This is a genomic window from Limnohabitans sp. MMS-10A-178 (assembly GCF_003063375.1).
In the GTDB taxonomy this organism is placed as follows: domain Bacteria; phylum Pseudomonadota; class Gammaproteobacteria; order Burkholderiales; family Burkholderiaceae_C; genus Limnohabitans_A.
In genome coordinates this window covers 301,707-327,034 of sequence record NZ_NERY01000001.1, presented here as the reverse complement: position 1 = coordinate 327,034, position 25,328 = coordinate 301,707, and the positions used below count along the sequence as shown (strand labels likewise).

The following is a 25,328-nucleotide window of genomic DNA, read 5'->3' as shown; positions in this document are numbered from 1 at the left end:
ATCAACCTCTTGGAATTCAGTTAAAACAAAAAATACAAATGCCCTGCAGGGTCTCTACAGGGCTTGAACTTCGGTTGGGGCCCACCACAGGGCCGAGCACCAACCGCAGAAATTAGAAGCGGAAGTGTGAGAAGGCCTTGTTGGCTTCAGCCATACGGTGCACTTCATCACGCTTTTTCATCGCGCCGCCGCGGCCTTCATTGGCCTCGAGCAACTCGTTGGCCAAACGCAAAGCCATGGATTTTTCACCACGCTTGCGGGCCGCTTCTTTGATCCAACGCATGGACAAAGCCAAGCGACGGACAGGGCGAACTTCGACTGGCACCTGGTAGTTGGCACCACCCACGCGGCGGGATTTAACTTCCACCATGGGCTTGACGTTGTTGATGGCGATTGAGAAAAGTTCGACAGGGTCTTTGCCCGTTTTCTTTTCCATGTTTTCCAAGGCACCATAAATGATGCGCTCGGCAACCGCTTTTTTGCCGCCTTCCATGATCACATTCATGAATTTGGAAAGTTCGACATTACCGTACTTGGGGTCCGGCAGGATTTCACGTTTAGGGACTTCACGACGACGTGGCATATTTCACCTCTTTGCTTCAGTTTGATGGCTGGACGTCCGATCCAGACACCCTGCAAATTCAATTTGAACTTGCACTTACTCGACTCCAACATGGAGTCACTTCGTTGAACCGGCTCGTCTAAAAACCAGAACAACACCTTTTTTGAAAGCTAACTTAAGCTTTCTTCGGGCGCTTAGCGCCATATTTAGAACGCGATTGCTTGCGGTCTTTCACGCCTTGCAAGTCGAGTGAACCACGCACGATGTGGTAACGCACACCTGGCAAGTCTTTCACACGACCACCACGTACCAAAACCACGGAGTGTTCCTGCAAGTTGTGGCCTTCACCACCGATGTAGGAGATCACCTCGAAGCCGTTGGTCAAGCGCACTTTGGCAACTTTACGCAGAGCGGAGTTAGGTTTTTTAGGCGTCGTGGTGTACACACGGGTGCACACACCGCGGCGCTGCGGAGAGTTTTGCATCGCAGGGCTTTTTGACTTGGTCTTTTCGACCTCGCGCCCCTGACGCACCAATTGATTGATGGTTGGCATTTAAAAAAACGTCCCTAAACGTTTGGAATTAAAAAAAAATACTTCTCCGCCCCAAATGCGGAAAAGCCTTCTAGTATAGCGTTGGATTAAGGCTTAGGCAAAAATTTCTGCGTGAGGTCCGTGCTGACCAAAGTTGGCAAGTACCAACTTTTCTTATTTGATCCACAAACGAACAGCATCCCAGGCTCGGCCCAACACGCCAGCTTGCTCAACCGAGTCTAGGGCCTGCAGCGGCAAGTCAACCCAAAGCTGGTCGCCACGGAAAACCTGAAGACTTCCAATGGCTTGGCCTTTGGTCACAGGGGCCACCAAGGGGTCGGGCCTCACCAATTGGGTTTTGATTTGCGCCGCTGAGCCTGCGGGAACAGCCACCACAAGGGCTTCGGATCTTCCCAATTTGACGCTGGAGGCCTTGCCTTTCCAAATGGCCGGTGTGGCAACGGCTTGGCCCGCATCAAACAATTTAACGGCATCAAAAGCGGTATAGCCCCAGTTGAGTAATTTTTGCGCTTCATTGGCCCTGGCAATTTCGCTGTTGGTGCCCAACACAATGGCCATCAAGCGACGGGGGCCAACATTTGGGAGGTCGCGCTTGGCGGTTGCCACCAAGCAGTAGCCTGCGGCGTCCGTGTGGCCCGTTTTTAAACCATCGACGGTTGGGTCTTTGAACAGCAACAAATTGCGATTGCTGTCATTGGCGGCTGGCGTACCCGGGTAACGGTACTTTTTGATGGCATAAGTTGGGACATATTCAGGAAAGTCTCGCATCAATCGCGTGGCCAAGGTGGCCAAGTCGCGCGCGGTGGTGGTGTGCCCCGCTTCGGTCAAACCCTCTGGGTTTTTGTAGCTGGTGCTGTTCATTCCCAAAACCTTGGCTTGCTCGTTCATCATCTGGACAAAGCGCTCCACCGTGCCGCCCACGCCCTCAGCCAAAACCACAGTGGCGTCATTGCCCGATTGCACGATCATGCCCTTGATCAGGTCTTCAACTGGCACTTTCATTTTGGGGTCAATGAACATGCGCGAGCCAGGCATTTTCCAAGCACGCTCGCTGACGCTGGGAGTTTGTTTCAAGTCAATTTTTTTGGCTTTCAAGGCATCAAAAACCAAATAGGCGCTCATGAGCTTGGTCAAGGAGGCCGGCTCCACAGGCATGTCCATGTCGCGGGAGGCCAAAATTTGGTTAGCTGTGACATCCAACAACAAATAGGCACGGGCTGCAACTTCTGGTGGCACAGGCGCTGGGCCCTGCGCTTGCGCGGTACCAGGCAGGCCAACGACAACCGTGAGCGCAAGGCTCAAGGTGAGTCCAGCGCGGAGCGTGTATTGGCGGAGTGTTGAAAACAAAGTTGTCATGGTGGGTTTGTGAAAGCGTCAAACAACATCAAGCGCGGAGATGGCGGCTGACCAAGGTCCGAAGGAGGGGCAATTGTCCGTGAAAGAAGTGTTCAACACCAGGAATGACCGTGACCGGCAAGGATTGTGGCCGAGCCCAGTCCATGACGCTGGCCAATGGCACTGTGTCGTCAATTTCGCCATGCACAACCAAGGTTTTTTCATGGAGCTCGGTGGGCACTGGGGCCACTTGAAAACGCGATGCGGCCGTGCCAACCAACACCAGTTTTTCTAAGGGCATGGTAGCAGGCAAGCGAATAACGGCTTGGCTTGTGACAAAGGCGCCAAAAGAAAACCCAGCAAGCGCCAGCGGCTGCGAGCTTTGAAATGTGGCTTGAATCACGCTCATCAAATCATCCACCTCACCGCGGCCTTCGTCATAGACACCCGCGCTTGCTCCGACGCCGCGAAAATTAAATCGAATGGCGCGCCAACCACTTTGGACAAAGGCCTTGGCCAAAGTTTGCACCACTTTGTTTTGCATGGTGCCGCCAAACAAAGGGTGTGGGTGTGAAATTACCGCTGTGCCGTGATAAATGCCGCCTTCAGGCACATCACACAAACTCTCCAAAACGCCCGCAGGCCCTTGAAGCAGCAGGCTTTGCGTGGCAGCGTTCATCAGCGCCCAAGTTCGGGTGGCGTCAACAAGCGAGTGACAACCTGGCCATTTTTCAAATGGCTGTCGACAATTTCATCGATGTCCGCGTTGTCTACAAAACTGTACCAAGTGCCCTCGGGATAGACCACAGCCACAGGCCCGCCTGCACAACGGTCAAGACAGCCGGCTTTGTTCACTCTAACTTGTCCAGGTCCAGAAAGTCCGAGGCTCTTGACGCGTGACTTGCAGTGGTCAAAGGCCGCTTGGGCGCCCTGAAGTGCGCAGCAGGCTTCGCCATTCTTTCTTTCGTTCAAACAGAAAAAAATATGGCGTTCGTAGTAGGGCTTGCTAGGAGCAGCCGCTTGGCTTGACTCTGTTGGGGAGGTTGCAGTTTGGCTCATGCGCTCATTTTAGTGTGGCGGGCTGAAGACAAACGGCGCATCAAATAAACCAGCAAAACAAAGGGCCAAAGCCAGCCCACCCACTGAATCAAGCCATGGAATCGAATAAATTGTCCTTGCTCCCAATTCTGCAGGGTCAAGGCAAAGTAGACATTGGCCGATGCATTGTTGAGCAGGGTGAGTTGCAAAACCAAGCCCACCAGCGCCAACACTTGCAGTGTTTTTTCTTTAAGCCACATCAAGGGCCAAGCCGCCAAGGCGGCCAACACCAAGGCCACTTGCACCTGCGGGCTTAGCCAGCTCCACGCATGCGCAGGGCCATACGTCAAAGCCGCCGAGAGGGCGGTGCACAGCAAGCCAAATCCTGACAAGAAAAACCAAGACACCACTTTTTGATGCCCTTGCCGAACCAGGCTAAATGCCAACAGGCAGGGCAGCAATTGGCCCAAACTGACACACAAGATTTCATAAAACGGGAGCAATGGTTGGAGTTCCACTTCCCGAACTGGCAGCCAATCAAGCCATGGGGTTTCTTGCAGCCACAAGGCCAATGCTTCTTCAGCACGCTCCAAAACCTGTCCCAAGCCCATGGGCACTGGGGCTGGAAAAAGCAAGGCAACAGGCCACAAGGCCAGCAACACCAATGAGCCTTTGGCATCGGGCAAAAACCAGTTGGCTCGAAATCGGCTCCACCGATCTAAAAAACCAAAACGCTCCAAAATCCAAGCAGTGCCAGCCCCTATCAAAGTGCCCAAGCTGTTCAAGCACCAGTCCAAATTTGAAGGTACTCGGGCCGGTAGAAAAAGCTGCATAGACTCCATGGCCAGCGCCAAAAGGGAACCCATGGCCAAGGTCAAGATTACCGCGGGCCATTGGGGGGCACTGCGCTGCAGCGCCAAGGCGACCACAAAACCCAAGGGCGCATAGCCTAAAACGTTAGAGAGGACATCAAAAGAAGTCCAATAGCGCGGCCAAGGCGCCCAAAAAAAGGCCGTCCAATCAACCCCCTGTGAACGCCAACTTTCAAATGGATAAAGACTGGCATAGATGATCAACACGGCATAAATGCCAGCCAAAGGCCATGCCGCTGTTTTATTCATCGTGCGTGTTGGCTTGGCTTAAAAAGGTTTAACCACCACCAAAATGACCACTGCGACCAGCAACAAAACAGGCGCTTCGTTGAACCAGCGGTACCAAACATGGCTGTTTGTGTTTTGTTGGGCTTCAAATTTTTTCAAAATTCGGCCGCAATAATGGTGATAGCCCACAATCAAAACCACCAAACCTAACTTGGCGTGCATCCAAGCATTGCCCGGGCCCCAGCCAATGCCAACGCCCCACCAAAGCCAAACACCGAGCGCGATGGCGGGCACCGACAAAATGGTGGTGAAGCGCAACAGTTTTCTGGCCATGAGCAGCAGTCTCTCGCGCTCTGCCACGGAGTCGTCTGGCACCATGGCCAAATTGACGAAAATTCGGGGCAAATAAAACAAACCAGCAAACCAGCTGGCCACGAAGACAATGTGAAAGGCTTTGATCCAGAGCATGCCCTAAGTGTAGCCCCGTCGCTTCATTTGACAAAGATCAGGCACAATTTTCAAATGGCATGATTCGCTCACCCTAAGCCCCTCTGCCGCCCATCAATATAAGGCCCCCTCACATGCGCGTATTTACTGTTTCAGGCCATCACGTGCAAGCCGCCTTGACATTGCCAAGAAGCCTGCCTGACCGAGGTTTTGTTTGGCTGGCCTGTTCGCGAACTTTTTTTCAAACAGAGCTGGTTCAAGTTCAAAAAGCTCTGCTTGAGTTGAACGGGCACAGCTTGCTCGATTTGCATGTGTCAGATTTACTCAATAGCCAACTGCCCTCTCGGTTTGATTTAACTTCTGACTGCGATATTTTGGTGTTCAGGCGCTTGGCCAATGCTGCTCGCGAAACTGAAAATGCGGAGCTTACTGGCCAGAGAAAAAGAAAGCCCAAGCTCAGTGGGCCGCCAGCTTTGCGCCGTGTCGATACCAGTCCCATTGGCTTTGCTGTGTTTGACCGGGTGCTGCTCACGGTCCACCCTGACGACTGCGCCGTTCGAGAAGCTTATGCCGATCGGCTTTTGGCGGCCAGCCATGCTTTGCTTGAGAAAGAAAGCGCAAGCCAAACTTCAGGGCAAGCTCAGGATGCCGCCGACAGCCGCTCGGCTAGCGCCAGAGGCATCCCTTTCAGCCCCGCAGACATGATGCTTCGCATGGTCAGTTTGGTGGTCGATGCTTATTTGGATTTGCGCCGTGACCTTACGCGTCAACTGGATCATTGGCAAGCTGAGCTCATCAATCCCTACACCCGATTTAACAATTGGGCCGCACTTTTGGAAGCGCGCTTGTCTCTGCACCACTTGGATGAAATTTGCGAAGACCAACGCAGCGCCATGCAAGCTTGGCTAGAGTCATTGAACACTTGGGCGTCACCTAATTCCAATGACTTGGCCAATGAACACGAAATTCTCAAAGTGCGAAGCCGCGATGTTCTAGAACACATTGATCGGGTTGTGAACCACGTGCGGCGCTTGGAGCAAAGTATCGAGACAGCCGTACAAATTCACTTTAACGCGCAAAGCAATCGCACGAACGAGTCGATGCGAATGCTCACAACCCTCACGGCTATCTTTCTGCCCTTGAATTTGATTGCCGCTATATTTGGCATGAACTTCGATGTCGTCCCGCTGTTGCACGCACAAACGGGGTTTTGGTGGATCATCGGCTGTATGGCCCTGATCGCTTTGTGCTTGGGCTGGTTCTTTTGGCGCAAGCGCTTTTTGGCGCGATCAGGGAGGTAAGTTCAATGTGCGCTGCCCAGCAGGTGCATTTTGAAAAACGCCAAGCTTCTTTGCTTGGCCAAAGCAGCAGCCTCCGCTTGCCAAGTGCCTCTGTGGTTGCAATTGAAGCCGTGATGCGCAGGATAGGTAAACACCTGCGCAGCAGGTTGTGCTTTCTGGAAGGCGGCCACAGATTCCATTGAAATCCATTTGTCCTCTTCAGCAAAGTGCGCCATGACAGGCACTTTGGCTTGGCGTGCAGATTCAGCTTCTGTGGTCATGCCGCCACCGTAGTAAGGGGCCGCCGCAGACAAGCCATTCAAAAGGCAAGCCGATCGCCAAGTGAGCAAGCCACCCCAGCAATAACCCACAATGCCCACTTTGCCACCACAGCTGGCGTGTGCATGGTCAATGGCGGCTTGAATGTCTTGCAAGGCGCCGGGTTCGGGCAGTGCTTCAACGGCTGTTTTGAGGGCCATGCCAGCACCCATGTCGGCCTCCGCATAACCCAGCTCCACCTGGGCTTGAACGCGTTGGAACATGGCCGGTGCAATGGTCAAAAAACCCTCACTGGCATAGGCATCAGCCACTTCTCGGATGTGCGCATTGACCCCAAAAATTTCTTGAATGACCAGCACGGCCGCCTTGGCGGGCGCGGCGGGTGTGGCCACATAGGCCGGCACTTGCGTGCCGTCTGCAGCAGTCAATTGAATGGTGGATCCCATGAGTTACTCCTGAAAAATTAAGTCGCGAGCGCTCGCTCGACAAAATCAAGGCGGTCTTGACCCCAAAAAATTTCGCCATTCACCACATAACTGGGTGCGCCAAAGACCCCCACATCAATGGCCATTTGGGTATAGGTTTCATAGCGCTCTTGGGCCGCTTGACTGTAGGCCTGCTCTAGGCAAGTGGCTGGCAGGTTTTGCTCCTTCAGCAATTCAACCAAGGTTTTTTCATCGGCAATGTTTCGCTGCTGCGACCAAACCGCCGACAAAATAGCGCCCGTGATGGCCATGGCGGCATTGGCGCCTGCGGCCATGTCGACCGCAATGATGAGTTTGGCTGCGTCGTCGCCACTGACCGGAAAAAATGTGGGCTTGAGGTGCAAGGGTGCACCCAACCATTTGCTAAAGCGCGCCAGTTCCGTCAAGCGATAAGCTTGTCTTTGAGGCGCTCTTTGACCTAAAGGCAGGCCCCCAGAAATAGGAAAAACCTTGCCGCCCAAATCGATTGGCATGACGCGAACCGAGGCCCCCGATTTTTGCAGGATGTTTTGAAAACGTTGGTGGCCCAAATAAGCCCATGGGCTTTGCGGGGCGAAATAATAGTCGACTGAGTGACTCACAAAAAGCTCCTACTTAAGGTAATCTGCGCAGATAAAGCAAACACAGGCCTCTGTTTTAACAGTTTGGCCATAACTCTGCAGGAGACAAAGCATGCGCAAAGTTGTATTGGTCACGGGAGGTGGCCGCGGTATTGGTGCTGCCACATGCGTTTTGGCAGCTCAAAAAGGCTGGGATGTGGCGGTCAATTACGCCGCCAATGCCGAAGCTGCCCAACAGGTGGTGAAGCAAATTCAGGCCACGGGGGCGCGTGCAATCGCCGTCCAAGCCGATGTGGCTGACGAAGCACAAGTGCTGGCCATGTTCAAGCGCGTGAAAGCCGAATTGGGCCCCATGCAAGGCCTGGTCAACAACGCTGGTGTGATCGATGTCTACGCGCGACTCGATGAAATGAGCATGGCGCGCTGGCGCAGAATGTTTGACATCAACGTCTTGGGCTCTATGTTGTGCGCGCGCGAAGCCATCTTGCAAATGAGCACCAAACACGGCGGCCAAGGCGGCAGCATTGTGAATCTCTCGAGTGCGGCATCTCGGCTCGGCGCAGCAAGTCAATACTTGGATTACGCCGCAGCCAAAGGCGCGATTGACAGTTTCACCTTGGGTTTGGCCAAGGAAGTTGCCGGCGAGGGCATTCGCGTCAATGCCATTCGCCCCGGGCTCATTGACACCGAAATCCATGCTTCGGGTGGCCTGCCAAATCGTGTCAAAGACTTGGAGCATTTGGTGCCTGCCAAGAGGGGCGGCACCGCGATGGAAGTGGCGCAGGCCATTGTGTGGCTGCTGTCTGAAGACGCCAGCTACACCACCATGAGCTTGATTGACGTGTCTGGGGCACGCTGATGTCGAGTGAAAGCGCGCGCACCATCCGCTACTACTGGGAAGACTTGCAAGCCGGCCAAGAGCGCGATTTGGGCACCATCTCCCCCACAAGAGAAGAGATCATTGCTTTTGCCACACAGTTCGACCCACAACCATTTCATCTGAACGATGAGGCGGCCAAGGCTTCTGTGTTTGGCAATTTGTGCGCCAGCGGTTGGCACACCTGCTCGATGGCCATGCGACTGATGGTGACCAACTTTTTGCAAGAGTCTTCCAGTCTGGGCTCACCAGGCTTGGAAAACGTGCAATGGAAAAAACCCGTCTTCCCCAATGACATCTTGCACTTGAAGCACAAAATTTTGGAGTCCAGGCCCATGCGCTCTAAACCCGATGTCGGTTTGGTGCGCACCCAATGGGAAATGAAGAACCAACATGGAGAGTACGTTTTGCAAATGGAGGGCTGGAGCATGTTCAGACGCCGCCACCCTGGTGCCGCACAGCCCAAGACCGATTAATATTCACATATCCACAAACCCTATATTCACTCGCCCTTGAGGCCGCAGGATTCTTCATGACTGTCACCAGCATTGCTCATTTCATATCAGGCCAAACTGTGTCGGGCACCAGCGCTCGCGCGCAAGATGTTTTCAACCCCGCCACCGGCGCCGTTACAGGCCGCGTGCATTTGGCCAACACCCAAGACGTCAATCAGGCTGTTGCGTCTGCTCAGGCTGCGTTTCCAGCTTGGGCCGACACACCGCCACTTCGCCGCGCCCGGGTGATGTTCAAATTTTTGGAGCTGCTCAACCTTCACCGCGACCAACTGGCGCACATGATCACGGCAGAGCACGGCAAAGTTTTTACCGATGCACAAGGTGAAGTCACTCGCGGCATTGAAATTGTCGAGTTTGCTTGCGGTATTCCTCAATTGCTCAAAGGCGACTTCACAGACCAAGTTTCAACCGGCATTGACAACTGGACCTTGCGCCAGCCTTTGGGTGTTGTAGCAGGTGTCACACCCTTTAACTTTCCCGTCATGGTGCCCATGTGGATGTTTCCAGTGGCCATTGCGTGTGGCAATACCTTTGTCTTAAAGCCCAGCCCCCTCGACCCGAGCCCCAGTTTGTTGATGGCTGAGCTTATGAAACAGGCGGGCCTGCCTGATGGTGTTTTCAATGTGGTGCAAGGTGACAAAGAAGCCGTGGATGCACTGGTCACACACCCCGATGTGAAGGCTGTGAGTTTTGTAGGCTCAACTCCCATTGCCAACAGCCTGTACGAAAACGGCGCTCGCCACGGCAAGCGCGTACAAGCTTTGGGCGGCGCCAAAAACCACATGGTGGTCATGCCCGATGCCGACATCAACCAAGCTGCTGATGCACTCATTGGCGCAGCTTACGGTTCTGCAGGCGAGCGTTGCATGGCCATCAGCGTGGCCGTTTTGGTAGGCGATGTGGCCGAACGCTTGATGCCCTTGTTGTTAGAAAAAACACGCGCGCTCAAAGTTTTGAATGGCGAGAATTTGGCCGCCGAAATGGGCCCCATTGTTACAGCGGCAGCCAAGCAGCGCATCAGTGGCTACATTGACGCCGGCGTGGCTGAAGGTGCCCAATTGTTGGTCGATGGCCGGCATTTTGATGGCGCCAAAGCAGGTGAAGGTTGCGCCAACGGTTTCTGGTTAGGCGGCACTTTGTTTGACAACGTCACCACCGACATGAAAATTTACAAAGAAGAAATTTTTGGGCCTGTGTTGTCTTGCGTGCGCGTGAAGGATTTTGGCCAAGCCGTGCAAATGATCAATGACCACGAGTTTGGCAATGGCGTGAGTTGCTTCACGCGCGATGGCAATGTGGCGCGCGAGTTTTCACGCCGCATTCAAGTCGGCATGGTGGGCATCAACGTGCCCATTCCTGTGCCCATGGCCTGGCATGGTTTTGGCGGCTGGAAGCGCAGTTTGTTTGGCGACATGCACGCTTACGGTGAAGAAGGCGTGCGCTTTTACACCAAGCAAAAATCCATCATGCAACGCTGGCCAGAGAGCATTGGCAAGGGCGCCGAGTTCGTCATGCCAACGGCCAAGTAAGCAAAGACTCTTTTTTGAAGCGCCATGAACGACAGCACTTTTGACTACATCATCGTTGGCGCAGGTACTGCAGGTTGTCTTTTGGCAAACCGCTTGTCAGCCGATGCCAGCAAACGTGTGCTGCTCATCGAGGCCGGCAAGCGCGACGACTACCACTGGATTCACATTCCAGTGGGTTATTTGTATTGCATTGGCAACCCCCGCACCGATTGGCTGTATCAAACAGAGGCTGCACAAGGCTTGAACGGCCGAACCTTGCGCTACCCTCGTGGCAAAGTATTGGGCGGTTGTAGCAGTATCAACGGCATGATTTACATGCGCGGTCAGTCGCGTGATTACGATCAATGGGCCAAGCTCACAGGTGATGACGCGTGGCGCTGGGATCAGTGCCTGCCCTATTTCAGGTTGCACGAAGATCACCACATGGGCGCCTCTGACGTGCATGGCGCAAAAGGCGTTGTCACTGAACTGCTCAAGCCCCAAACGCATGACAACCCCGCTTCTATCGATTACTTTCAACTTCTCAAAGCGCGCCAAGCAGGCGGCGAATGGCGTGTTGAAAAACAACGTTTGAGTTGGGAGGTGCTAGATGCTTTTGCGCTTGCGGCTCAGCAAGCAGGCATTCCCTCTTCAAGTGATTTCAATCAGGGCAACAACGAAGGCGTGGGCTATTTTGAAGTGAACCAAAAAAGTGGCTGGCGCTGGAATACGGCACAAGCCTTTTTAAGGCCCACCTGCTACGCGCGTCCCAACTTTGAACTTTGGACTCAAGCCCAAGTGGCCGGCCTGGTCATTGAAACCGATGCCGATGGTGGCAAGCGATGCACGGGCGTCAAGGTTTGGGACGGCCACCAATTGGTCACCGCCACCGCCACGCGCGAAGTGGCGCTCAGTGCAGGCAGCATTGGTTCTGCCCAAATTTTGCAACTCTCTGGCATCGGCCCCGGCCATGCTCTAAAGCAAGTGGGCATCGATGTGGCTCATGACTTGCCGGGTGTGGGTGCTAATTTGCAAGACCATTTGCAAATTCGTTCTGTTTACAAAGTAAAGAATGCCAAAACGCTGAACACCTTGGCCAACAGCTGGTGGGGTAAGGCCAAAATTGGTTTGGAATATGCTTTGTCTAGATCGGGGCCTATGAGCATGGCACCCAGCCAATTGGGTGCCTTCACAAAAAGCGATGCACAGCGCGAGTGGGCCAACATTCAATACCATGTGCAGCCTCTCAGCCTAGACGCCTTTGGCGAACCCTTGCACAGCTTTCCTGCCATCACGGCCAGCGTTTGCAACTTGAACCCCACCAGCCGCGGCAGCGTGGGCTTGAAGAGCCCAGATTTCAAAGTGCCGCCGGCCATTGCGCCCAATTATTTGAGCACAGAGGAAGATCGCAAAGTAGCCGCCGACAGCCTGCGCGTCACCCGGCGCATCATGTCGCAGGCAGCCATGGCAAGCTTTGAGCCTGAAGAGTTCAAGCCGGGTGTTCAATACCAAAGCGATGAAGAGTTGGCCCGACTTGCTGGCGACATTGCCAGCACCATTTTTCACCCAGTGGGCACCACTCGAATGGGCCGTGAGGACGACCCCATGGCGGTGGTCAACAGCCAATTGCAAGTTCGCGGCATTCGCGGTTTGCGCGTGGTGGATGCCGGCGTCATGCCCACCATCACGAGTGGCAATACCAACAGCCCCACTTTGATGATTGCCGAAAAAGCGGCCCACTGGATGGCCAGAAATGCCAAGGAGTCTGCCGCGGGAAATCCCTGATGGCAAAGCCTCATGAAGCGTTTTACATTTCATGCACTCGATGAACTGCAGTTTGGGTTCGTTTTGAGGGCAGAGGAGACACCCAAACTAATCGAACATAAACATCCAAAACGAGATGTGACTTTTTATAAGCGTCGCGCAAGCGGCGCTTTTTTTTGATGGAAATTTTGCTTGTCTCCCTGGCTTCGCTGTTTGCGGGCATGGTCGACTCCATTGTGGGTGGCGGCGGACTCATTTTGGTTCCCGCCCTCTTTGCCGCCTTTCCTTATGCACCCCCCGCCACCTTGGTTGGCACCAACAAAAGTGCTGCCATTTGGGGCACTGCCTTTGCCACCTATCAATTCAGCAAAAAAGTAGACCTGCGTTGGGCGGCTCTGATTCCAGCTGCGGCTGCTGGCCTGTTGGGCTCTGCCTGCGGCGCATGGACCGTGACTTACATTGATCCGAGTTTTCTGCGAAAAGCATTGCCGTTTTTACTCATCGCTTTGCTCATTTACACACTTGCCAAGAAAAACATGGGGCAGTTGCACGAGCCAAGATTTCAGGGCAAAAAAGAGGCTTTGGTGGCAGCGGGCATGGGCCTGCTGATTGGTTTTTACGATGGTTTTTTTGGACCAGGGACCGGTAGTTTTTTTGTTTTTGCCTATGTTCGTTTCTTGGGCTACGATTTTTTGAACGCCTCGGCTTCTTCCAAACTGATGAACACTGCCACCAACTTTTCGGCCTTGGCCTTGTTCACTTGGCAAGGCCATGTGTGGTGGCATCTGGCTATTCCCATGGCCTTGGCCAATGTGATTGGCAGTCTGATTGGCACCCGACTGGCACTCCAATACGGCGCAGGCTTTGTGCGTTATGCCTTCTTGGTCGTCGTGAGCATGCTCATCATGAAGACCGCTTACGACGGATTTTTGCGCTGAGGCGCAAATTGCGTGTAGGCAACACCGAACAATGCAATGGCGGCACCCGCCAATTTGGTGGCGGTATATTGCTCACCCGTAATGGCCCACGCAAACAAACCTGCCACGGGCGGCATGAGGTACATGAGAGGTGCCGTTTTGGCCACACCCCGAACCTGATTCACCCAGCCCCAAACCAGCCAACCCCCAAAAGCGGAAATCAAAATCGACCAACCCATGGCAGCCCAACCTTGAACACCCAAAGTGGCCCACGGCGCTTCGAGTCCTGCTGGAATTGACAACAACATGACCGGCAAGCCACCCCACAGCGTGGCATAGCCCATGGTCAAAATGTTGCCGTGTTTTTCGAGCATGGGTTTGGCTTGCACGGTGTAATAAGAAAACAAGACAGCCGCGATAAAAAGCACCACGTCACCACCGGTGGCCCGCATGTCACCTTTCATGATTTTTTCAGAAAGGAAAAGCAGCACGCCCGCAAACGCGACCGACACACCCAAGACTTGGTAACGCTGAAGCCGCTCATGGCCTTTCCAGCGCAAAATCAGCAAGGTAAAAATAGGGCCGCAGGCCAATATCACAGAACTTGAAAATGGCGTGGACAAATGAATGCCATAACAAACAATGCCCACATGCAAGCTGTGCCCAATAAAGCCCAGACTGGCCAATTCAAAAAGGTCTTTTCGAGCGATAGGCGGAAAAAATTGACCCAATGTGATGCGCATCATGATCAAGGCACAGGTCGGCATGATCAGGTAACGGGCGAATAAAAAACCACTCGGTGACAAGGTGTCAAGCAGATACTTTTGAACGCTGAAGTTGGCGCCCCAAATCAAGATCAACATGAACGCGGCCACCAGGGCCAAGGTGTTTTGCTGCTTGGCGTTCAAGGCGAATCCAAAACCGTGACAGGCACACGCGCCGCCAATGCGCACATCAACTCATATCCCACAGTGCCTGCCGCACTGGCCACTTCATCAATCGATACGCCCGCAGATGGTATGCTGGTTTTTGTGGGCAAGCCCCACAGCGTAACCTCACTGCCTCGATCGGCATGAGGCAAGTCGGTGATGTCAACGGTGATCATGTCCATGCTCACGCGGCCCACTGTGCGCGATCTCACTCCATCCACACAAACGGGCGTGCCGGTCGGTGCATGTCTTGGGTAGCCATCTGCATAACCACACGCCACCACACCAATTCGCATGGGCCGATCGGCAACAAACGCAGAGCCATAGCCAACCGTGTCACCCACTTGCAAATGCTGTACGGCAATGATCGCCGCATTCAAACTCATGACCGGTTTCAAAGCCCAGTGCGCTGGCGAATGTGCGGGGTAATCTGGGGAGCTGCCATACAGCGCAATGCCTGGGCGCACCCAATCAACGCGTACCTTGGCGTCTTTGGCGTGACGCAAAACGGCCGCGCTGTTGCAAAGACTGCGTTCGCCCGATAAGTCGTGGGTGAATTCTTGAAATATCGCCATGGCCGCCGAAATGCCTTTGTCGCCATCTGCGTCACTGAAGTGCGACATGAGAGAGATCTCATCGACTTGAGGCAATGCATTCAAGCGTGTCCAAGCCGCTCGAAAGGCCTGAGGTGTAAAACCCAATCGATTCATACCCGTATTCATTTTAAGGAATACACGATGCGCTTGATGTGTTTTGTGAATGGCCAACATGTCAATTTGCGCTTCGCAATGCACCACATGCCACAAGTTGAGACGTGAACACCACTCCAGATCGCGAGTTTCAAAAGCCCCTTCCAGCAACAAAATGGGCCCGCGCCAGCCCAGTTGCCGAACACGCTCTGCGTCTGCCAAATCAAGCAGGGCAAGGCCGTCCGCTGCACGCAAGCCTTGCAAGACCCGCTCAATGCCATGGCCATACGCATTGGCTTTCACAACCGCCCACACCAAAGCATCGGGTGCGGCTGATTTCATTTGCGCGAGATTGTGTCGCAAAGCTTGAAGGTCGATGGTGGCCTGAATCGGTCTTGGCATGTCAGATCGTTAAACTGAAATCAATCACAAGGGAAGAAGCCTAGATTGTGTCACTTCATAGCGTGATATAACAGAAACTTACGCCAACACTTGCATTGAAGGTGTTGCTTTCATCAACTTTCATAATTTCGAGTTCGGTTTTTTTGCTCTCTCGAAACACAGCATGATTTCATGAAGCGCGGTTTTTACACCATCATGTCGGCCCAGTTTTTCAGCTCGCTGGCCGACAATGCACTTTTTGTCGCAGCGGTTGAACTCATTCGCATCAGTGGTGGTGCCGAATGGCAACGTGCGGCTTTGGTGCCCATGTTCGCACTCTTTTATGTGGTGCTCGCGCCCTTTGTGGGGGCCTTTGCCGACTCCAGGCCCAAAGGTGAGGTCATGTTCATCAGCAACGCCATCAAAGTGGTGGGTTGCTTGATGATGCTGTTTGGCACGCACCCACTTCTGGCGTATGCCATCGTGGGCTTGGGCGCTGCAGCCTACTCACCCGCCAAATACGGCATCTTGACTGAGCTGCTGCCATCCTCTCAATTGGTCAAAGCCAACGGATGGATTGAAGGCTTGACCATTGCCTCGATCATCTTGGGTGTTTTGATTGGTGGCCAATTGGTAGGCCCCAATGTGACTGAGTTCTTGTTGGGCTTCAACATGCCGTTCATTGATACCGGCATCGATACAGGGCCTGAAGCTGCCATTCTGCTTTTAATTTCTCTGTATGCTTTGGCCGCTTGGTTCAACACCCGCATTCCCAACACCGGTGTCGAGATGCGCCCAATGCCTAAGAACTTAGTGGCCTTGCTGCCCGATTTCTGGGGTTGCAATTCACGTTTGTGGAATGACAAATTGGGACAAATTTCTTTGTCTACCACCACCTTGTTTTGGGGCGTCTCGGGCAACTTGCGTTACATCGTCTTGGCTTGGAGTGCCGCCGCTTTGGGTTACTCCACCACACAAGCTTCGAGCTTGGTGGGTGTCGTGGCCATTGGCACAGCAGTGGGTGCAGTGGTTGCCTCTATGCGCATGAAACTGCACCAAGCCACAATGGTGATGCCATTGGGCATTGGCATGGGCGTTTTGGTGATGGGCATGAACTTCATTGACAACGTTTGGGTAGCGGCGCCTTTCCTCATATTGCTGGGCGCCTTGGGTGGCTTTTTGGTGGTGCCCATGAATGCCTTGCTGCAACACCGTGGCCACAACCTGATGGGAGCTGGACGCTCAATTGCAGTTCAAAATTTCAATGAGCAGGCCTGTATTTTGTTGTTGGGCGGCTTATACACTTTCTCTACCGGCATGGGGCTCTCTGCCTTTGGCGCCATCACGGCATTTGGTTTTGTGGTGGCCTTTTGCATGTGGCTCATCCAACGCTGGCACGAACGCAACTTGCGCGAGCACAGTGAAGAGGTGAATCATTTGATTGAAGTGGCTAAAAATGACAACCTGCATGGTTGAGCGTTTAGCCTGTTGTTCATTTGACTTTGCTTTTTAAAGGCGCATCCTGTGAAAACAATCTACGATTTTGAAGCCACTCAAATGAACGGCCAAAGCTTGGCGCTGAGTCAATTGCGCGGCAAAGTCATGCTCATTGTGAACACCGCCAGTGCTTGCGGCTTCACACCTCAATTTGCAGGACTCGAAAAAGTTCATCAAGCCTACAAAGACCAAGGCCTGGCGGTGTTGGGCTTTCCCTGCAACCAATTTGGCAACCAAGACCCCGGCAGCAATCAAGCCATCGCGCAATATTGCCAAGTCAATTACGGCGTGAGTTTCACCATGCTGGAAAAAATCAATGTGAATGGGCCTGATGCACACCCACTTTACCAATGGCTGTGCGCCGAAGCACCCGGCCTATTGGGCAGCAAAGCCATTAAGTGGAATTTCACCAAGTTTTTGGTTGGGCGCGATGGCCGCGTGATCAAGCGCTACGCTTCCATGGACAAGCCAGAAAAAATGGCACAAGACATTGAAGCGGCTCTGACTAGCACTCACTGACTTTTTGACAGCACCTCATCCACCAGCTCCACCCAGTGCCTGACAGGCACATCGGCGCCACTTTGCAAATGGGTAATGCAGCCAATGTTGGCGCTCAAAATAGCTGTGGGCTGCAACTTGTTGAGATGCCCCAGTTTGCGATCGCGCAAGGCATAGGCTGTGTCGGCTTGAAGCACAGAATAGGTGCCGGCCGAGCCGCAACACAAATGTGACTCGTTGTCGGCCACGCGCAACTTGAAGCCCAGCTGGCCCAGTTGGGTCTCTACCCCACCTTTGAGTTGTTGGCCATGCTGTAGTGTGCATGGCGGGTGGTAGGCAAGAAGGCCAACTTGCGCAATTTGCTCGGGCTTTAATTTCTTTTGCAGCTCAGGCAAACACATGGGCAACAACTCGCTCAAGTCACGGGTGAGTTCAGAAATGCGTTTTGCCTTTTCTGCATATTGCACGTCATGTTGTAGCAAGTGACCATACTCTTTCACAGTGACGCCACAGCCTGAAACATTCATCACAATGGCTTCGACACCTTGCTCAACCCATGGCCACCAAGCATCGATGTTGTGACGCATGTGATCCAAACCACCCACTTGATCGTTCAAGTGAAACTTCACAGCGCCGCAGCAGCCTGCCGCTGGCGGCACGACCACCTGAATGCCACAAGCATTGAGCACGCGCGCTGTTGCTGTGTTGATGTTGGGCATCATGGCGGGCTGCACGCAACCGGCCAACATCAAGACCTTGCGTGCATGCGTTTTTTGGGGCCACGCACCTGCATTTTGTGGCGCTGGAACTTTGGCCTTCAAAGCGGCCGGCAACAGTTCTCGAACACTTTGTCCCAGCTTCATGGCCGGTGCAAACAGCGCAGAAGTAAGCCCTTCCTTGAGCACCCAACGCAGTGCACGCTCCTTCACGGGCCTTGGCACTTTGGCATCGACCACCTTGCGGCCGAGGTCAACCAAATGTCCATATTCAACACCGCTAGGGCAGGTGCTTTCGCAATTGCGACACGTGAGGCAGCGGTCGAGATGCAATTGTGTTTTGCGGGTGGGCTCTGCCCCTTCAAACACTTGCTTCATGAGGTAGATGCGGCCTCGCGGCCCGTCCAATTCATCGCCCATCAATTGATAGGTGGGGCAGGTGGCAGAGCAGAAACCACAATGCACACATTGGCGCAAAATGGCCTCGGCCTCTTTGCCGATCAGGGTGTTTTGAAACTCAGGTGCGAGTTGGGTTTGCATTTTGAGCCTCAGAAATGCGCGTTCAGTCTGCGCGGACCAAAGATGCCCGCAGGATCGAATTCGTGTTTCAACGCTTGTTGAATGCGTTGTTGCACCGGGTCAAGCGGTGTGAAGACGGGCGTGGCGAGGCGCATAGCCGCACTGGCCTGTTGCGGCCGACGAAAAACCGTGGCTTGTCCACCCACGGCTGCAACTGCGTGCCTAATATTAGATGCTTGGCTGAGCGGCGCCCACACCCAACGCTGAGCACCATGCCACTCTATCAAAGTGCCACTGGCCGTGATGGGCAAGTTTATGACTGGCGCAGTTTGGGGAACCGACAATCGCCACAAAGCCAAGTCTTCAGAAGCGGCGTGTTCTGTGAAAAATGGCAAACGCTGATCTCGGGCCAAGACCCAATCATGGCTTGCTGCTTCGGCAGTTTGTTCTATCAATTCACTTTGTAACTTGGCCACATCTTGCGACATGCGCAGCTTGGCAGATTGCACTGCTGCGTGTGCGCCTCGCAAACGCACGAACAAAAACTCGGGCGCGCCAGCTTGCGTTGTGTCTTTAACCCAGCAACTGGCATTCAAGGGCAAAGGTTGACCCCCCCACTGATGTAGCAAATTGAGTGCTTTGTCTTGCGGCAGCTGGCACATCAAAAAGGCTTCGGCAGGCGCCATGGGCAAGACCTTCAAAGAAACTTCGGTGATCAGGCCCAAGGTGCCCCAACTGCCGGCCAACAAACGGCTCACGTCATAACCGGCCACATTCTTCATGACTTGGCCACCGAAGCTCAGGTGTTCGCCGCGGCCATTGATAAACCGTAGCCCTAGCACAAAGTCTCGAACCGAACCCACGCTGGCCCTCGCAGGGCCACTCAGGCCAGAGGCCACCATGCCGCCCACCGTGGCTGGTTTGGCGGAAGGGGCTGATTGAGTAGCTCTTTGGAAGTGAGGCGGCTCAAAAGCCAAGCACTGCCCCTGGTCTGCTAGTGCAGCCTCTAACTCCTGCAGAGGCGTGCCCGCAGCCACCGTGACCACCAGTTCACTGGGTTCGTACTGCGAAATGCCCTGTAGGCCGCACGTTTCCAACAATTCGCCCTCTAAGGATTCGCCATAAAAATCATGGCTGCCAGAGCCATGAATGCGAAATGTGGGTCGGCGGCCTTCAGGCTCTACGCTGGCAGAACGGATGGTCTCCAAAAGCGTTGGCAGGTTGGGTGGGCTTGAATTCATGTGGCAATGGTAAACGTCTGTATCTTGTTTAGGACATTTTCAAGCAGTTTTGCTCTAATGAAATAGGTCAATTCAGTTTTTGAAAAAACTCACAGCTTGCCCTGGCGTATCAACACGCATGGCAAAAATGCAGCCTGAATGGGGCAAAGCCTGCAACTCCACTGCACTTCGGCCATGGGCCGATGTCGTGATGAACAAGGTGCGCAGGTCTGCGCCGCCAAAGCAGGGCATTGTGGGGCACTGAACAGGCGTCTCAATCCAAGCCAAGCAACGACCATCTGGCGCAAACTTGGCCAAGCGTTGCCCCTCGTACATGGCCGAATAGTAATTGCCTTGTGCATCTACAGCGGCCCCATCGGGTCGACCCCAATAGGCCTGTGCGCTGGCAGTCCCGTAAGCCCAGTCTTTGGGCTTCTGTGGGAATTGGGCAAACACACGCTCTCGACTCATGGCCTGCGTGTCAGGGTCGTAGTCCCAAGCCCTGATGCAATGTGCGCCTGTGTCAGACCAATAGATTGTTTTACTGTCAGGGGACCACGCCAAACCATTGGCTACCGTAGCGTCTTTGGCCTTGGCAGCCAATTGACCATCGGCTTTCAAGGCATACAAAACAGCAGCGGCTTGATCGCGCGGCTCGTACATGGAACCAATCCAAAAGTTGCCCGCAGGATCACACTTGCCATCATTGAAACGCAAGCGCGAAACATCGTAAGGTGCGGCCGCCAACTTTTGCAAGGCGCCGCCCCAAGATTTGGCACGGTATACCCCACTTCGCAAGGCAATGACCCAGCCCCCGTGAACGGCTGGGGCAAAACAACCGGGCTCCTCATCAAGTGACCACGTGTCAGGCACTTGCCCGCATGACAAATCGTCAGACACGCTCATTCGGCGCAAACGCTTGCCAGGGATGTCGACCCAGTACAAACGATTTTCTGCAGGATGCCAAAAGGGCGACTCTCCCAAACCATCGGCGTCGGAGGTGATGCGATGCCATTGCGGCTTGATGATGGGCGTTGTCATGTTTCTCGTCGTGCAGGCGGTCGTAGTTTGAAATTCGAACTTTGAACTTTGAGCTCTAGATTGTGAATTAAGAACGCCATGCAAATGGTTTAAACCTGTTGGCAGACGAAAAAAAGCCCGCCGAAGCGGGCTTTGAACTTGGAGACTAACTTCTCGGAAATTAGGATGGCTTAGCTGTGATAAGCAGTTTCGCCGTGTGAGCTGATGTCCAAGCCTTCGCGCTCGGCTTCTTCAGAGACGCGCAGACCCACTGTCATGTCAACGAGTTTGAACGCAATCAGAGAAACCACGCCAGACCACACAATGGTGAGCAACACGGCTTTGGCTTGTGTCCAAACTTGTGCAGCAATGGAGTAATCATCAGCAGTGACCATGGTGACGGTTACCCAGTCGGCAACAAAGCCAGGGCCACCCAAGGCGGGGGAATTGAATACACCCGTTAGCAAGGCGCCCACAATACCGCCCACACCGTGCACACCGAAGACATCCAAGGAGTCATCAGCGCCCAACATTTTCTTCAGGCCATTGACGCCCCACAAGCATGCAAAGCCTGCCACGATGCCAATAACCAAGGCGCCGCCAATACCGACGTTGCCAGCAGCTGGCGTGATGGCCACCAAACCAGCCACTGCACCCGAAGCCGCACCCAACATCGAAGCTTTGCCGCGCATGAGGGCTTCACCCACACACCAGGCCAACACAGCAGCGGCCGTTGCCAACAAGGTATTGGCGAAAGCAAGAGCGGCAAAACCATTGGCTTCCAAAGCAGAGCCAGCATTGAAACCAAACCAGCCCACCCACAGCAAAGAGGCACCGACCATGGTCAATGTCAAAGAGTGAGGTGTCATGGCTTCGCGGCCATATCCAACACGTTTGCCGATCATGAAGGCGCCAACCAAACCAGCCACAGCTGCGTTGATGTGCACAACGGTACCGCCAGCAAAATCAAGCGCACCCCACTGCCAGATCAAACCAGCTTTGCCCGTCATCTCGTCAACCACTTCTTTGGTGGCGTAAGCGTCAGGACCCATCCAGAACCACACCATGTGGGCAATAGGCAAGTAGCTGAAAGTGAACCACAAAGTCATGAAGAGCAAGACTGCAGAGAACTTAATGCGCTCTGCAAAGGCACCCACAATCAATGCGCACGTGATGCCAGCGAAAGTGGCTTGGAATCCAGCGAAAGTGATTTCTGGAATGACCACACCTTTGCTGAATGTAGCGGCATTGGCAAAAGTACCTGCTGCGTTGTCCCAGATGCCTTTCATGAACAAACGGTCAAGGCCACCAATGAAGGCGTTGCCTTCTGTGAACGCCAAACTGTAGCCATAAGTGAACCACAAGACGGTGATTAAAGAGAAGGTGACCATGACTTGCATGAGTACCGACAGCATATTTTTGCTGCGTACCAAGCCGCCATAGAACAGGGCCAAACCTGGCACCACCATCATGATGACGAGGATGGTGGAGACCATCATCCAAGCCGTGTCGCCTTTGTTGGGGACCAAGACGGGAGCAGCTTCAGCGGCTGCGGGCGCAGAAGCTGGTGCTGGTGCAGGCGCTGTAGCTGTAGCTGTAGCGGCAGCATCGGCTTTCGCCTCAGCTTTCGCTTCCACTTTGGCTTCAGGGGCAGGTGCAGTTTGAGCAAACGCAGCACCACCGAAGCACAAGGACAATCCCAACGCGAGGGAGGCAAATAGTTTTTTCATTTTTGTTCTCTCTTTCAGGGACATCAAAGGGCTTCTGCCCCAGTTTCACCGGTGCGGATGCGAATGACTTGTTCCAAGTCGTACACAAACACCTTGCCGTCGCCAATCTTGCCGGTGCGTGCACCTGACTCGATGGCTTCGATCACACGTTCAACTTGATCGGATGAAACAGCGGCTTCAATTTTTACTTTCGGCAAGAAGTCCACCACGTACTCAGCGCCGCGATACAACTCGGTATGACCTTTTTGTCGACCAAAACCTTTGACTTCCGTTACCGTAATTCCCTGAACGCCAATGGCGGACAAGGCTTCACGAACTTCGTCCAACTTGAACGGTTTAATGATGGCGGTCACCAGTTTCATGATGGCTCCTTGTGTTTAAGCTAATTTAAAACGCGTATTTGAGACCAACAACCACACCGGCTTTGCCGAGTTGCTTGGTGCCATATACATAAGAGCCTTTTTCAGCATCAGTGCCAATCACGGCAGCAGAGGCTGTCAGGCCATTGCCCAAATCTTTGCCCAATGTCAGTGCATAGTCTGTGTAGGAATACTTGCCGTTGTCAGTACCCTTGACGGTTTGACGACCCAAGTGAGGCGCCAATGTGTAGCCGCCGCCCAAATCAAATGTGGCGGTTAAGTCCAAGTAGGTGCTTCCCTTGCTGTTTGCAAAACCAAACAGGTTGCCCGTGCTTTGTGAATACTTTGCAGTCAGGGGGCCCATGGTGACGGCGCCATACAACTCGTTGGTGTTGGCACTTGGTGTCAGCTTGTTGCCTGAGTACTCATAGCGCAAGAAACCCAAGTCATAGCCAATGTCGCCAACTGTGAATTTGTAGCCGCCATAAATGTCAACTTCCATGTTGGAGTCACCACCAGCGTCTTTGATCCATTTGATGCTGGAACCCCAAACACCCAAATAAAAACCGCTCTTGTCAGCATAGTCGGCACCGCCCTGAACTGCAGGGTCGAGGCGGCTTTGCGAAATACCACGATAACGGTAATCACTGACCGCGCCCACATTGAAAGACAAGCTTGATTCTGGTGCTGCAGGCGCCGTTTGGGCCATTGCGCTGCCAGCGCTTGCCAAAGACATGGCCAGCAAGAGGGGGGAAACGATTTTTTTCATTGGTAGATCCTGAAAGTTATGAATAGACATTGGAAACTTAGCATTTAGCATGCCAATGCTGCACTGCACCAGTGCAAGCCAATGTTATCCCCCTTAAATGCGCCGTTTTCATCAGTTCGGTGTTCCAATGACTTTTGCACCACCCTAGGTATGGCTTGTCAAAAGCCACCCCTTTGGTGCACTAACTTGGTGCAAGGAGCTGGTATGCGTCTGTCTTTGGTGCAAAGTCGAGCTTTGCTGGGTCTTCAATCACCGCCAGTCACTGTTGAGGTGCACCTTGCCAATGGTTTGCCCAGCTTTACTTTGGTGGGCCTGGCAGATGTTGAAGTAAAAGAAGCTCGTGAACGCGTTCGCTCTGCGCTGCAAAACTCTGGTTTTGATTTCCCAAACAACCAGCGCATCACCGTGAACCTGGCACCCGCCGATCTACCCAAAGACTCTGGGCGCTTTGACCTGCCCATTGCATTGGGCATCTTGGCCGCCAGCGGACAAATCGATGACCATGAGTTCAAGCACTTTGAATTTGCCGGCGAGCTGTCTTTGTCTGGCGCTTTGCGACCCGTCAAAGGTGGGTTGATCATGGGCTTGGCCATGCACCAACAACCCAAAGGCCGAGGCCTGGTGCTGCCGCCAGGTAGCGCAGAAGAAGCATCGCTGGTGCCGGATGTCATTGTTTATCGAGCTAAAAGCTTAAAGGCTGTGGCCAAACGGTTTGCCCTAGCGGACTCAAAGCATGAAGTTGCTGACATTCAAGACGACCAGGGCTGGGCAAAGTTAGAGCCCAGCGCACTGCCCACACAAACCATGGCGCAGGTACTCGATTTGGCCGATGTGAAAGGACAGGCAGGGGCCAAACGTGCACTTGAAATCGCTGCGGCCGGGGGTCACAGCTTGTTGATGATGGGCCCGCCAGGGTCGGGCAAGTCTATGCTGGCCCATCGTTTTTCGGGTTTGCTTTCGCCTCTCGATGTGAGCGAAGCATTAGAAGCGGCTGCCATTGCCAGCCTCGCAGGAAGGTTTGATCTTGCACATTGGGCAAAGCGGCCTACGCGCCATCCACACCATTCAGCCAGTGCGGTGGCTTTGGTTGGCGGTGGCTCGCCACCGCGGCCTGGGGAAATTTCTCTGGCTCATCATGGCGTCTTATTTTTAGATGAGCTGCCAGAGTTTCCAAGGTCTGCCCTAGAAGCACTGCGCGAGCCACTTGAATCGGGCAGCGTGACCATTTCGCGGGCCGCCATGCGGGCCGAGTTCCCTGCCAGGTTCCAGTTGATTGCGGCCATGAACCCTTGCCCATGTGGTTATGCGGGTCAGGTCCGTTCGGGTCAACACAATGGGCCTTTGTGCCGATGCACGCCCGATCAAGTTCAAAGGTACATGCGAAAAATCAGCGGCCCTTTGTTAGACCGAATTGACTTGCACATTGAAGTTCCTAGCCAAGATGCCAATCTTTTGATCCATGCGCCTGCCGCAGAAAGCACTGCCATCATCAGGGGCAGATGCCTGCAAGCAAGCCGCTTTGCCCAACAGAGGCAAGGATGCGCTAACCAGTTGCTCAGCGGTGCTCTGCTAGATATGCATTGCGCATTGTCGTCAGAGGCTTCGACATACCTTCAACAAGTTGCTGCACATTTTGGATGGAGCGGTAGAGGCACGCATCGTGTCTTGAAAGTCGCCAGAACCATTGCCGATCTGTCGAGCAAAGCCGAAATTGAAATATCGGATTTGGCAGAAGCGGTGCAGTACCGCAGACCCATTGAAGCAGACCGATAATGCAGACA

26 protein-coding genes are annotated in these 25,328 nt (G+C 53.7%); 9 read left to right on the top strand and 17 right to left on the bottom strand.

Annotated elements, in window-relative coordinates; translation table 11 throughout:
- Positions 1-112: 112 nt before the first annotated feature.
- The 7 genes from rpsG to B9Z32_RS01445 all read right to left on the bottom strand — a co-directional run bounded on the left by rpsG (position 113) and on the right by B9Z32_RS01445 (position 5,056).
- Positions 113-583: a 30S ribosomal protein S7 gene (rpsG, locus tag B9Z32_RS01475; RefSeq protein ID WP_090130012.1), complete on the bottom strand. Its 471-nt coding sequence runs from the start codon at positions 581-583 to the stop codon at positions 113-115.
- A gap of 154 nt (positions 584-737) precedes the next feature.
- Complete coding sequence (rpsL, locus tag B9Z32_RS01470) at positions 738-1,115, bottom strand: 30S ribosomal protein S12 (protein WP_017759704.1); 378 nt, start codon at positions 1,113-1,115, stop codon at positions 738-740.
- Between the two features lie 153 nt (positions 1,116-1,268).
- Positions 1,269-2,471: a D-alanyl-D-alanine carboxypeptidase family protein gene (locus tag B9Z32_RS01465; RefSeq protein ID WP_108419631.1), complete on the bottom strand. Its 1,203-nt coding sequence runs from the start codon at positions 2,469-2,471 to the stop codon at positions 1,269-1,271.
- A gap of 28 nt (positions 2,472-2,499) precedes the next feature.
- Positions 2,500-3,129: an alpha/beta hydrolase gene (locus B9Z32_RS01460; RefSeq protein ID WP_108419630.1), complete on the bottom strand. Its 630-nt coding sequence runs from the start codon at positions 3,127-3,129 to the stop codon at positions 2,500-2,502.
- On the bottom strand, positions 3,129-3,509 hold the full coding sequence (locus B9Z32_RS01455; protein WP_108419629.1) for a ferredoxin: 381 nt from the start codon (positions 3,507-3,509) through the stop codon (positions 3,129-3,131). The genes B9Z32_RS01460 and B9Z32_RS01455 overlap by 1 nt, the downstream gene beginning before the upstream one ends.
- Positions 3,506-4,609 (bottom strand): VanZ family protein, encoded by a 1,104-nt coding sequence (locus B9Z32_RS01450; RefSeq protein WP_108419628.1) that lies wholly within the window; start codon positions 4,607-4,609, stop codon positions 3,506-3,508. Before B9Z32_RS01450 ends, B9Z32_RS01455 begins: the two co-directional genes overlap by 4 nt.
- Before the next feature lie 18 nt (positions 4,610-4,627).
- The gene (locus B9Z32_RS01445; protein ID WP_108419627.1) at positions 4,628-5,056 is read right to left on the bottom strand and encodes a CopD family protein; all 429 of its coding nucleotides are present in this window, start codon (positions 5,054-5,056) and stop codon (positions 4,628-4,630) included.
- A 113-nt stretch (positions 5,057-5,169) separates the two neighbouring features.
- On the opposite strand from B9Z32_RS01445, the gene B9Z32_RS01440 reads away from it, so the two are divergent.
- The gene (locus B9Z32_RS01440; protein WP_108419626.1) at positions 5,170-6,336 is read left to right on the top strand and encodes a magnesium transporter CorA family protein; all 1,167 of its coding nucleotides are present in this window, start codon (positions 5,170-5,172) and stop codon (positions 6,334-6,336) included.
- Positions 6,337-6,338: 2 nt separating this feature from the next.
- On the opposite strand, the gene B9Z32_RS01435 is transcribed toward B9Z32_RS01440, so the two are convergent.
- Together B9Z32_RS01435 and B9Z32_RS01430 are read right to left on the bottom strand one after the other, a co-directional pair.
- Complete coding sequence (locus B9Z32_RS01435) at positions 6,339-7,040, bottom strand: dienelactone hydrolase family protein (protein WP_108419625.1); 702 nt, start codon at positions 7,038-7,040, stop codon at positions 6,339-6,341.
- Between the two features lie 17 nt (positions 7,041-7,057).
- Positions 7,058-7,660: a 2-hydroxychromene-2-carboxylate isomerase gene (locus B9Z32_RS01430; RefSeq protein ID WP_108419624.1), complete on the bottom strand. Its 603-nt coding sequence runs from the start codon at positions 7,658-7,660 to the stop codon at positions 7,058-7,060.
- A gap of 91 nt (positions 7,661-7,751) precedes the next feature.
- Between B9Z32_RS01430 and B9Z32_RS01425 the strand changes: the two genes are divergently transcribed.
- From B9Z32_RS01425 to B9Z32_RS01405, 5 genes are all read left to right on the top strand, one after another.
- Positions 7,752-8,498 (top strand): SDR family oxidoreductase, encoded by a 747-nt coding sequence (locus B9Z32_RS01425; RefSeq protein ID WP_108419623.1) that lies wholly within the window; start codon positions 7,752-7,754, stop codon positions 8,496-8,498.
- Positions 8,498-8,992: a MaoC family dehydratase gene (locus B9Z32_RS01420; protein ID WP_108419622.1), complete on the top strand. Its 495-nt coding sequence runs from the start codon at positions 8,498-8,500 to the stop codon at positions 8,990-8,992. The genes B9Z32_RS01425 and B9Z32_RS01420 overlap by 1 nt, the downstream gene beginning before the upstream one ends.
- A gap of 56 nt (positions 8,993-9,048) precedes the next feature.
- Positions 9,049-10,560, top strand: coding sequence for a CoA-acylating methylmalonate-semialdehyde dehydrogenase (locus B9Z32_RS01415; protein ID WP_108419621.1), 1,512 nt, complete (start codon positions 9,049-9,051; stop codon positions 10,558-10,560).
- A 24-nt stretch (positions 10,561-10,584) separates the two neighbouring features.
- On the top strand, positions 10,585-12,324 hold the full coding sequence (locus tag B9Z32_RS01410) for a GMC family oxidoreductase (protein ID WP_108419620.1): 1,740 nt from the start codon (positions 10,585-10,587) through the stop codon (positions 12,322-12,324).
- Between the two features lie 158 nt (positions 12,325-12,482).
- Positions 12,483-13,241 (top strand): TSUP family transporter, encoded by a 759-nt coding sequence (locus B9Z32_RS01405; RefSeq protein WP_108419619.1) that lies wholly within the window; start codon positions 12,483-12,485, stop codon positions 13,239-13,241.
- Here the strand turns inward: B9Z32_RS01405 and B9Z32_RS01400 are convergent.
- Positions 13,220-14,128 carry a DMT family transporter gene (locus tag B9Z32_RS01400; protein WP_233248020.1) on the bottom strand — a complete coding sequence of 303 codons (909 nt, stop codon included), beginning with the start codon at positions 14,126-14,128 and terminating at the stop codon, positions 13,220-13,222. The genes B9Z32_RS01405 and B9Z32_RS01400 overlap by 22 nt on opposite strands.
- Complete coding sequence (alr, locus tag B9Z32_RS01395) at positions 14,125-15,240, bottom strand: alanine racemase (RefSeq protein ID WP_108419618.1); 1,116 nt, start codon at positions 15,238-15,240, stop codon at positions 14,125-14,127. The genes B9Z32_RS01400 and alr overlap by 4 nt, the downstream gene beginning before the upstream one ends.
- Before the next feature lie 171 nt (positions 15,241-15,411).
- Here alr and lplT point away from each other — a divergent pair, with 171 nt between their 5' ends.
- Positions 15,412-16,695, top strand: coding sequence for a lysophospholipid transporter LplT (lplT, locus tag B9Z32_RS01390; protein WP_108419617.1), 1,284 nt, complete (start codon positions 15,412-15,414; stop codon positions 16,693-16,695).
- 48 nt (positions 16,696-16,743) lie between these two features.
- Complete coding sequence (locus B9Z32_RS01385; RefSeq protein ID WP_108419616.1) at positions 16,744-17,235, top strand: glutathione peroxidase; 492 nt, start codon at positions 16,744-16,746, stop codon at positions 17,233-17,235.
- Here the strand turns inward: B9Z32_RS01385 and glcF are convergent.
- The 6 genes from glcF to B9Z32_RS01355 form a co-directional block, all read right to left on the bottom strand.
- Positions 17,229-18,470, bottom strand: coding sequence for a glycolate oxidase subunit GlcF (glcF, locus tag B9Z32_RS01380; RefSeq protein WP_108419615.1), 1,242 nt, complete (start codon positions 18,468-18,470; stop codon positions 17,229-17,231). The two genes, B9Z32_RS01385 and glcF, sit on opposite strands and share 7 nt — an antisense overlap.
- An 8-nt stretch (positions 18,471-18,478) precedes the next feature.
- Entirely contained in the window at positions 18,479-19,690 is a 1,212-nt protein-coding gene (glcE, locus tag B9Z32_RS01375; protein WP_108419614.1) for a glycolate oxidase subunit GlcE, read from the bottom strand.
- A gap of 72 nt (positions 19,691-19,762) precedes the next feature.
- Positions 19,763-20,710: an SMP-30/gluconolactonase/LRE family protein gene (locus B9Z32_RS01370; protein WP_108419613.1), complete on the bottom strand. Its 948-nt coding sequence runs from the start codon at positions 20,708-20,710 to the stop codon at positions 19,763-19,765.
- 170 nt (positions 20,711-20,880) lie between these two features.
- Positions 20,881-22,419 (bottom strand): ammonium transporter, encoded by a 1,539-nt coding sequence (gene amt / locus B9Z32_RS01365; protein ID WP_108419612.1) that lies wholly within the window; start codon positions 22,417-22,419, stop codon positions 20,881-20,883.
- Positions 22,420-22,442: 23 nt separating this feature from the next.
- Positions 22,443-22,781 (bottom strand): P-II family nitrogen regulator, encoded by a 339-nt coding sequence (gene glnK / locus B9Z32_RS01360; RefSeq protein ID WP_108419611.1) that lies wholly within the window; start codon positions 22,779-22,781, stop codon positions 22,443-22,445.
- A 25-nt stretch (positions 22,782-22,806) separates the two neighbouring features.
- Positions 22,807-23,547, bottom strand: a complete 741-nt coding sequence (locus tag B9Z32_RS01355) for a TorF family putative porin (RefSeq protein ID WP_108419610.1) — start codon at positions 23,545-23,547, stop codon at positions 22,807-22,809.
- 204 nt (positions 23,548-23,751) lie between these two features.
- Here B9Z32_RS01355 and B9Z32_RS01350 point away from each other — a divergent pair, with 204 nt between their 5' ends.
- Entirely contained in the window at positions 23,752-25,320 is a 1,569-nt protein-coding gene (locus B9Z32_RS01350; RefSeq protein WP_108420914.1) for a YifB family Mg chelatase-like AAA ATPase, read from the top strand.
- Positions 25,321-25,328: the final 8 nt, after the last annotated feature.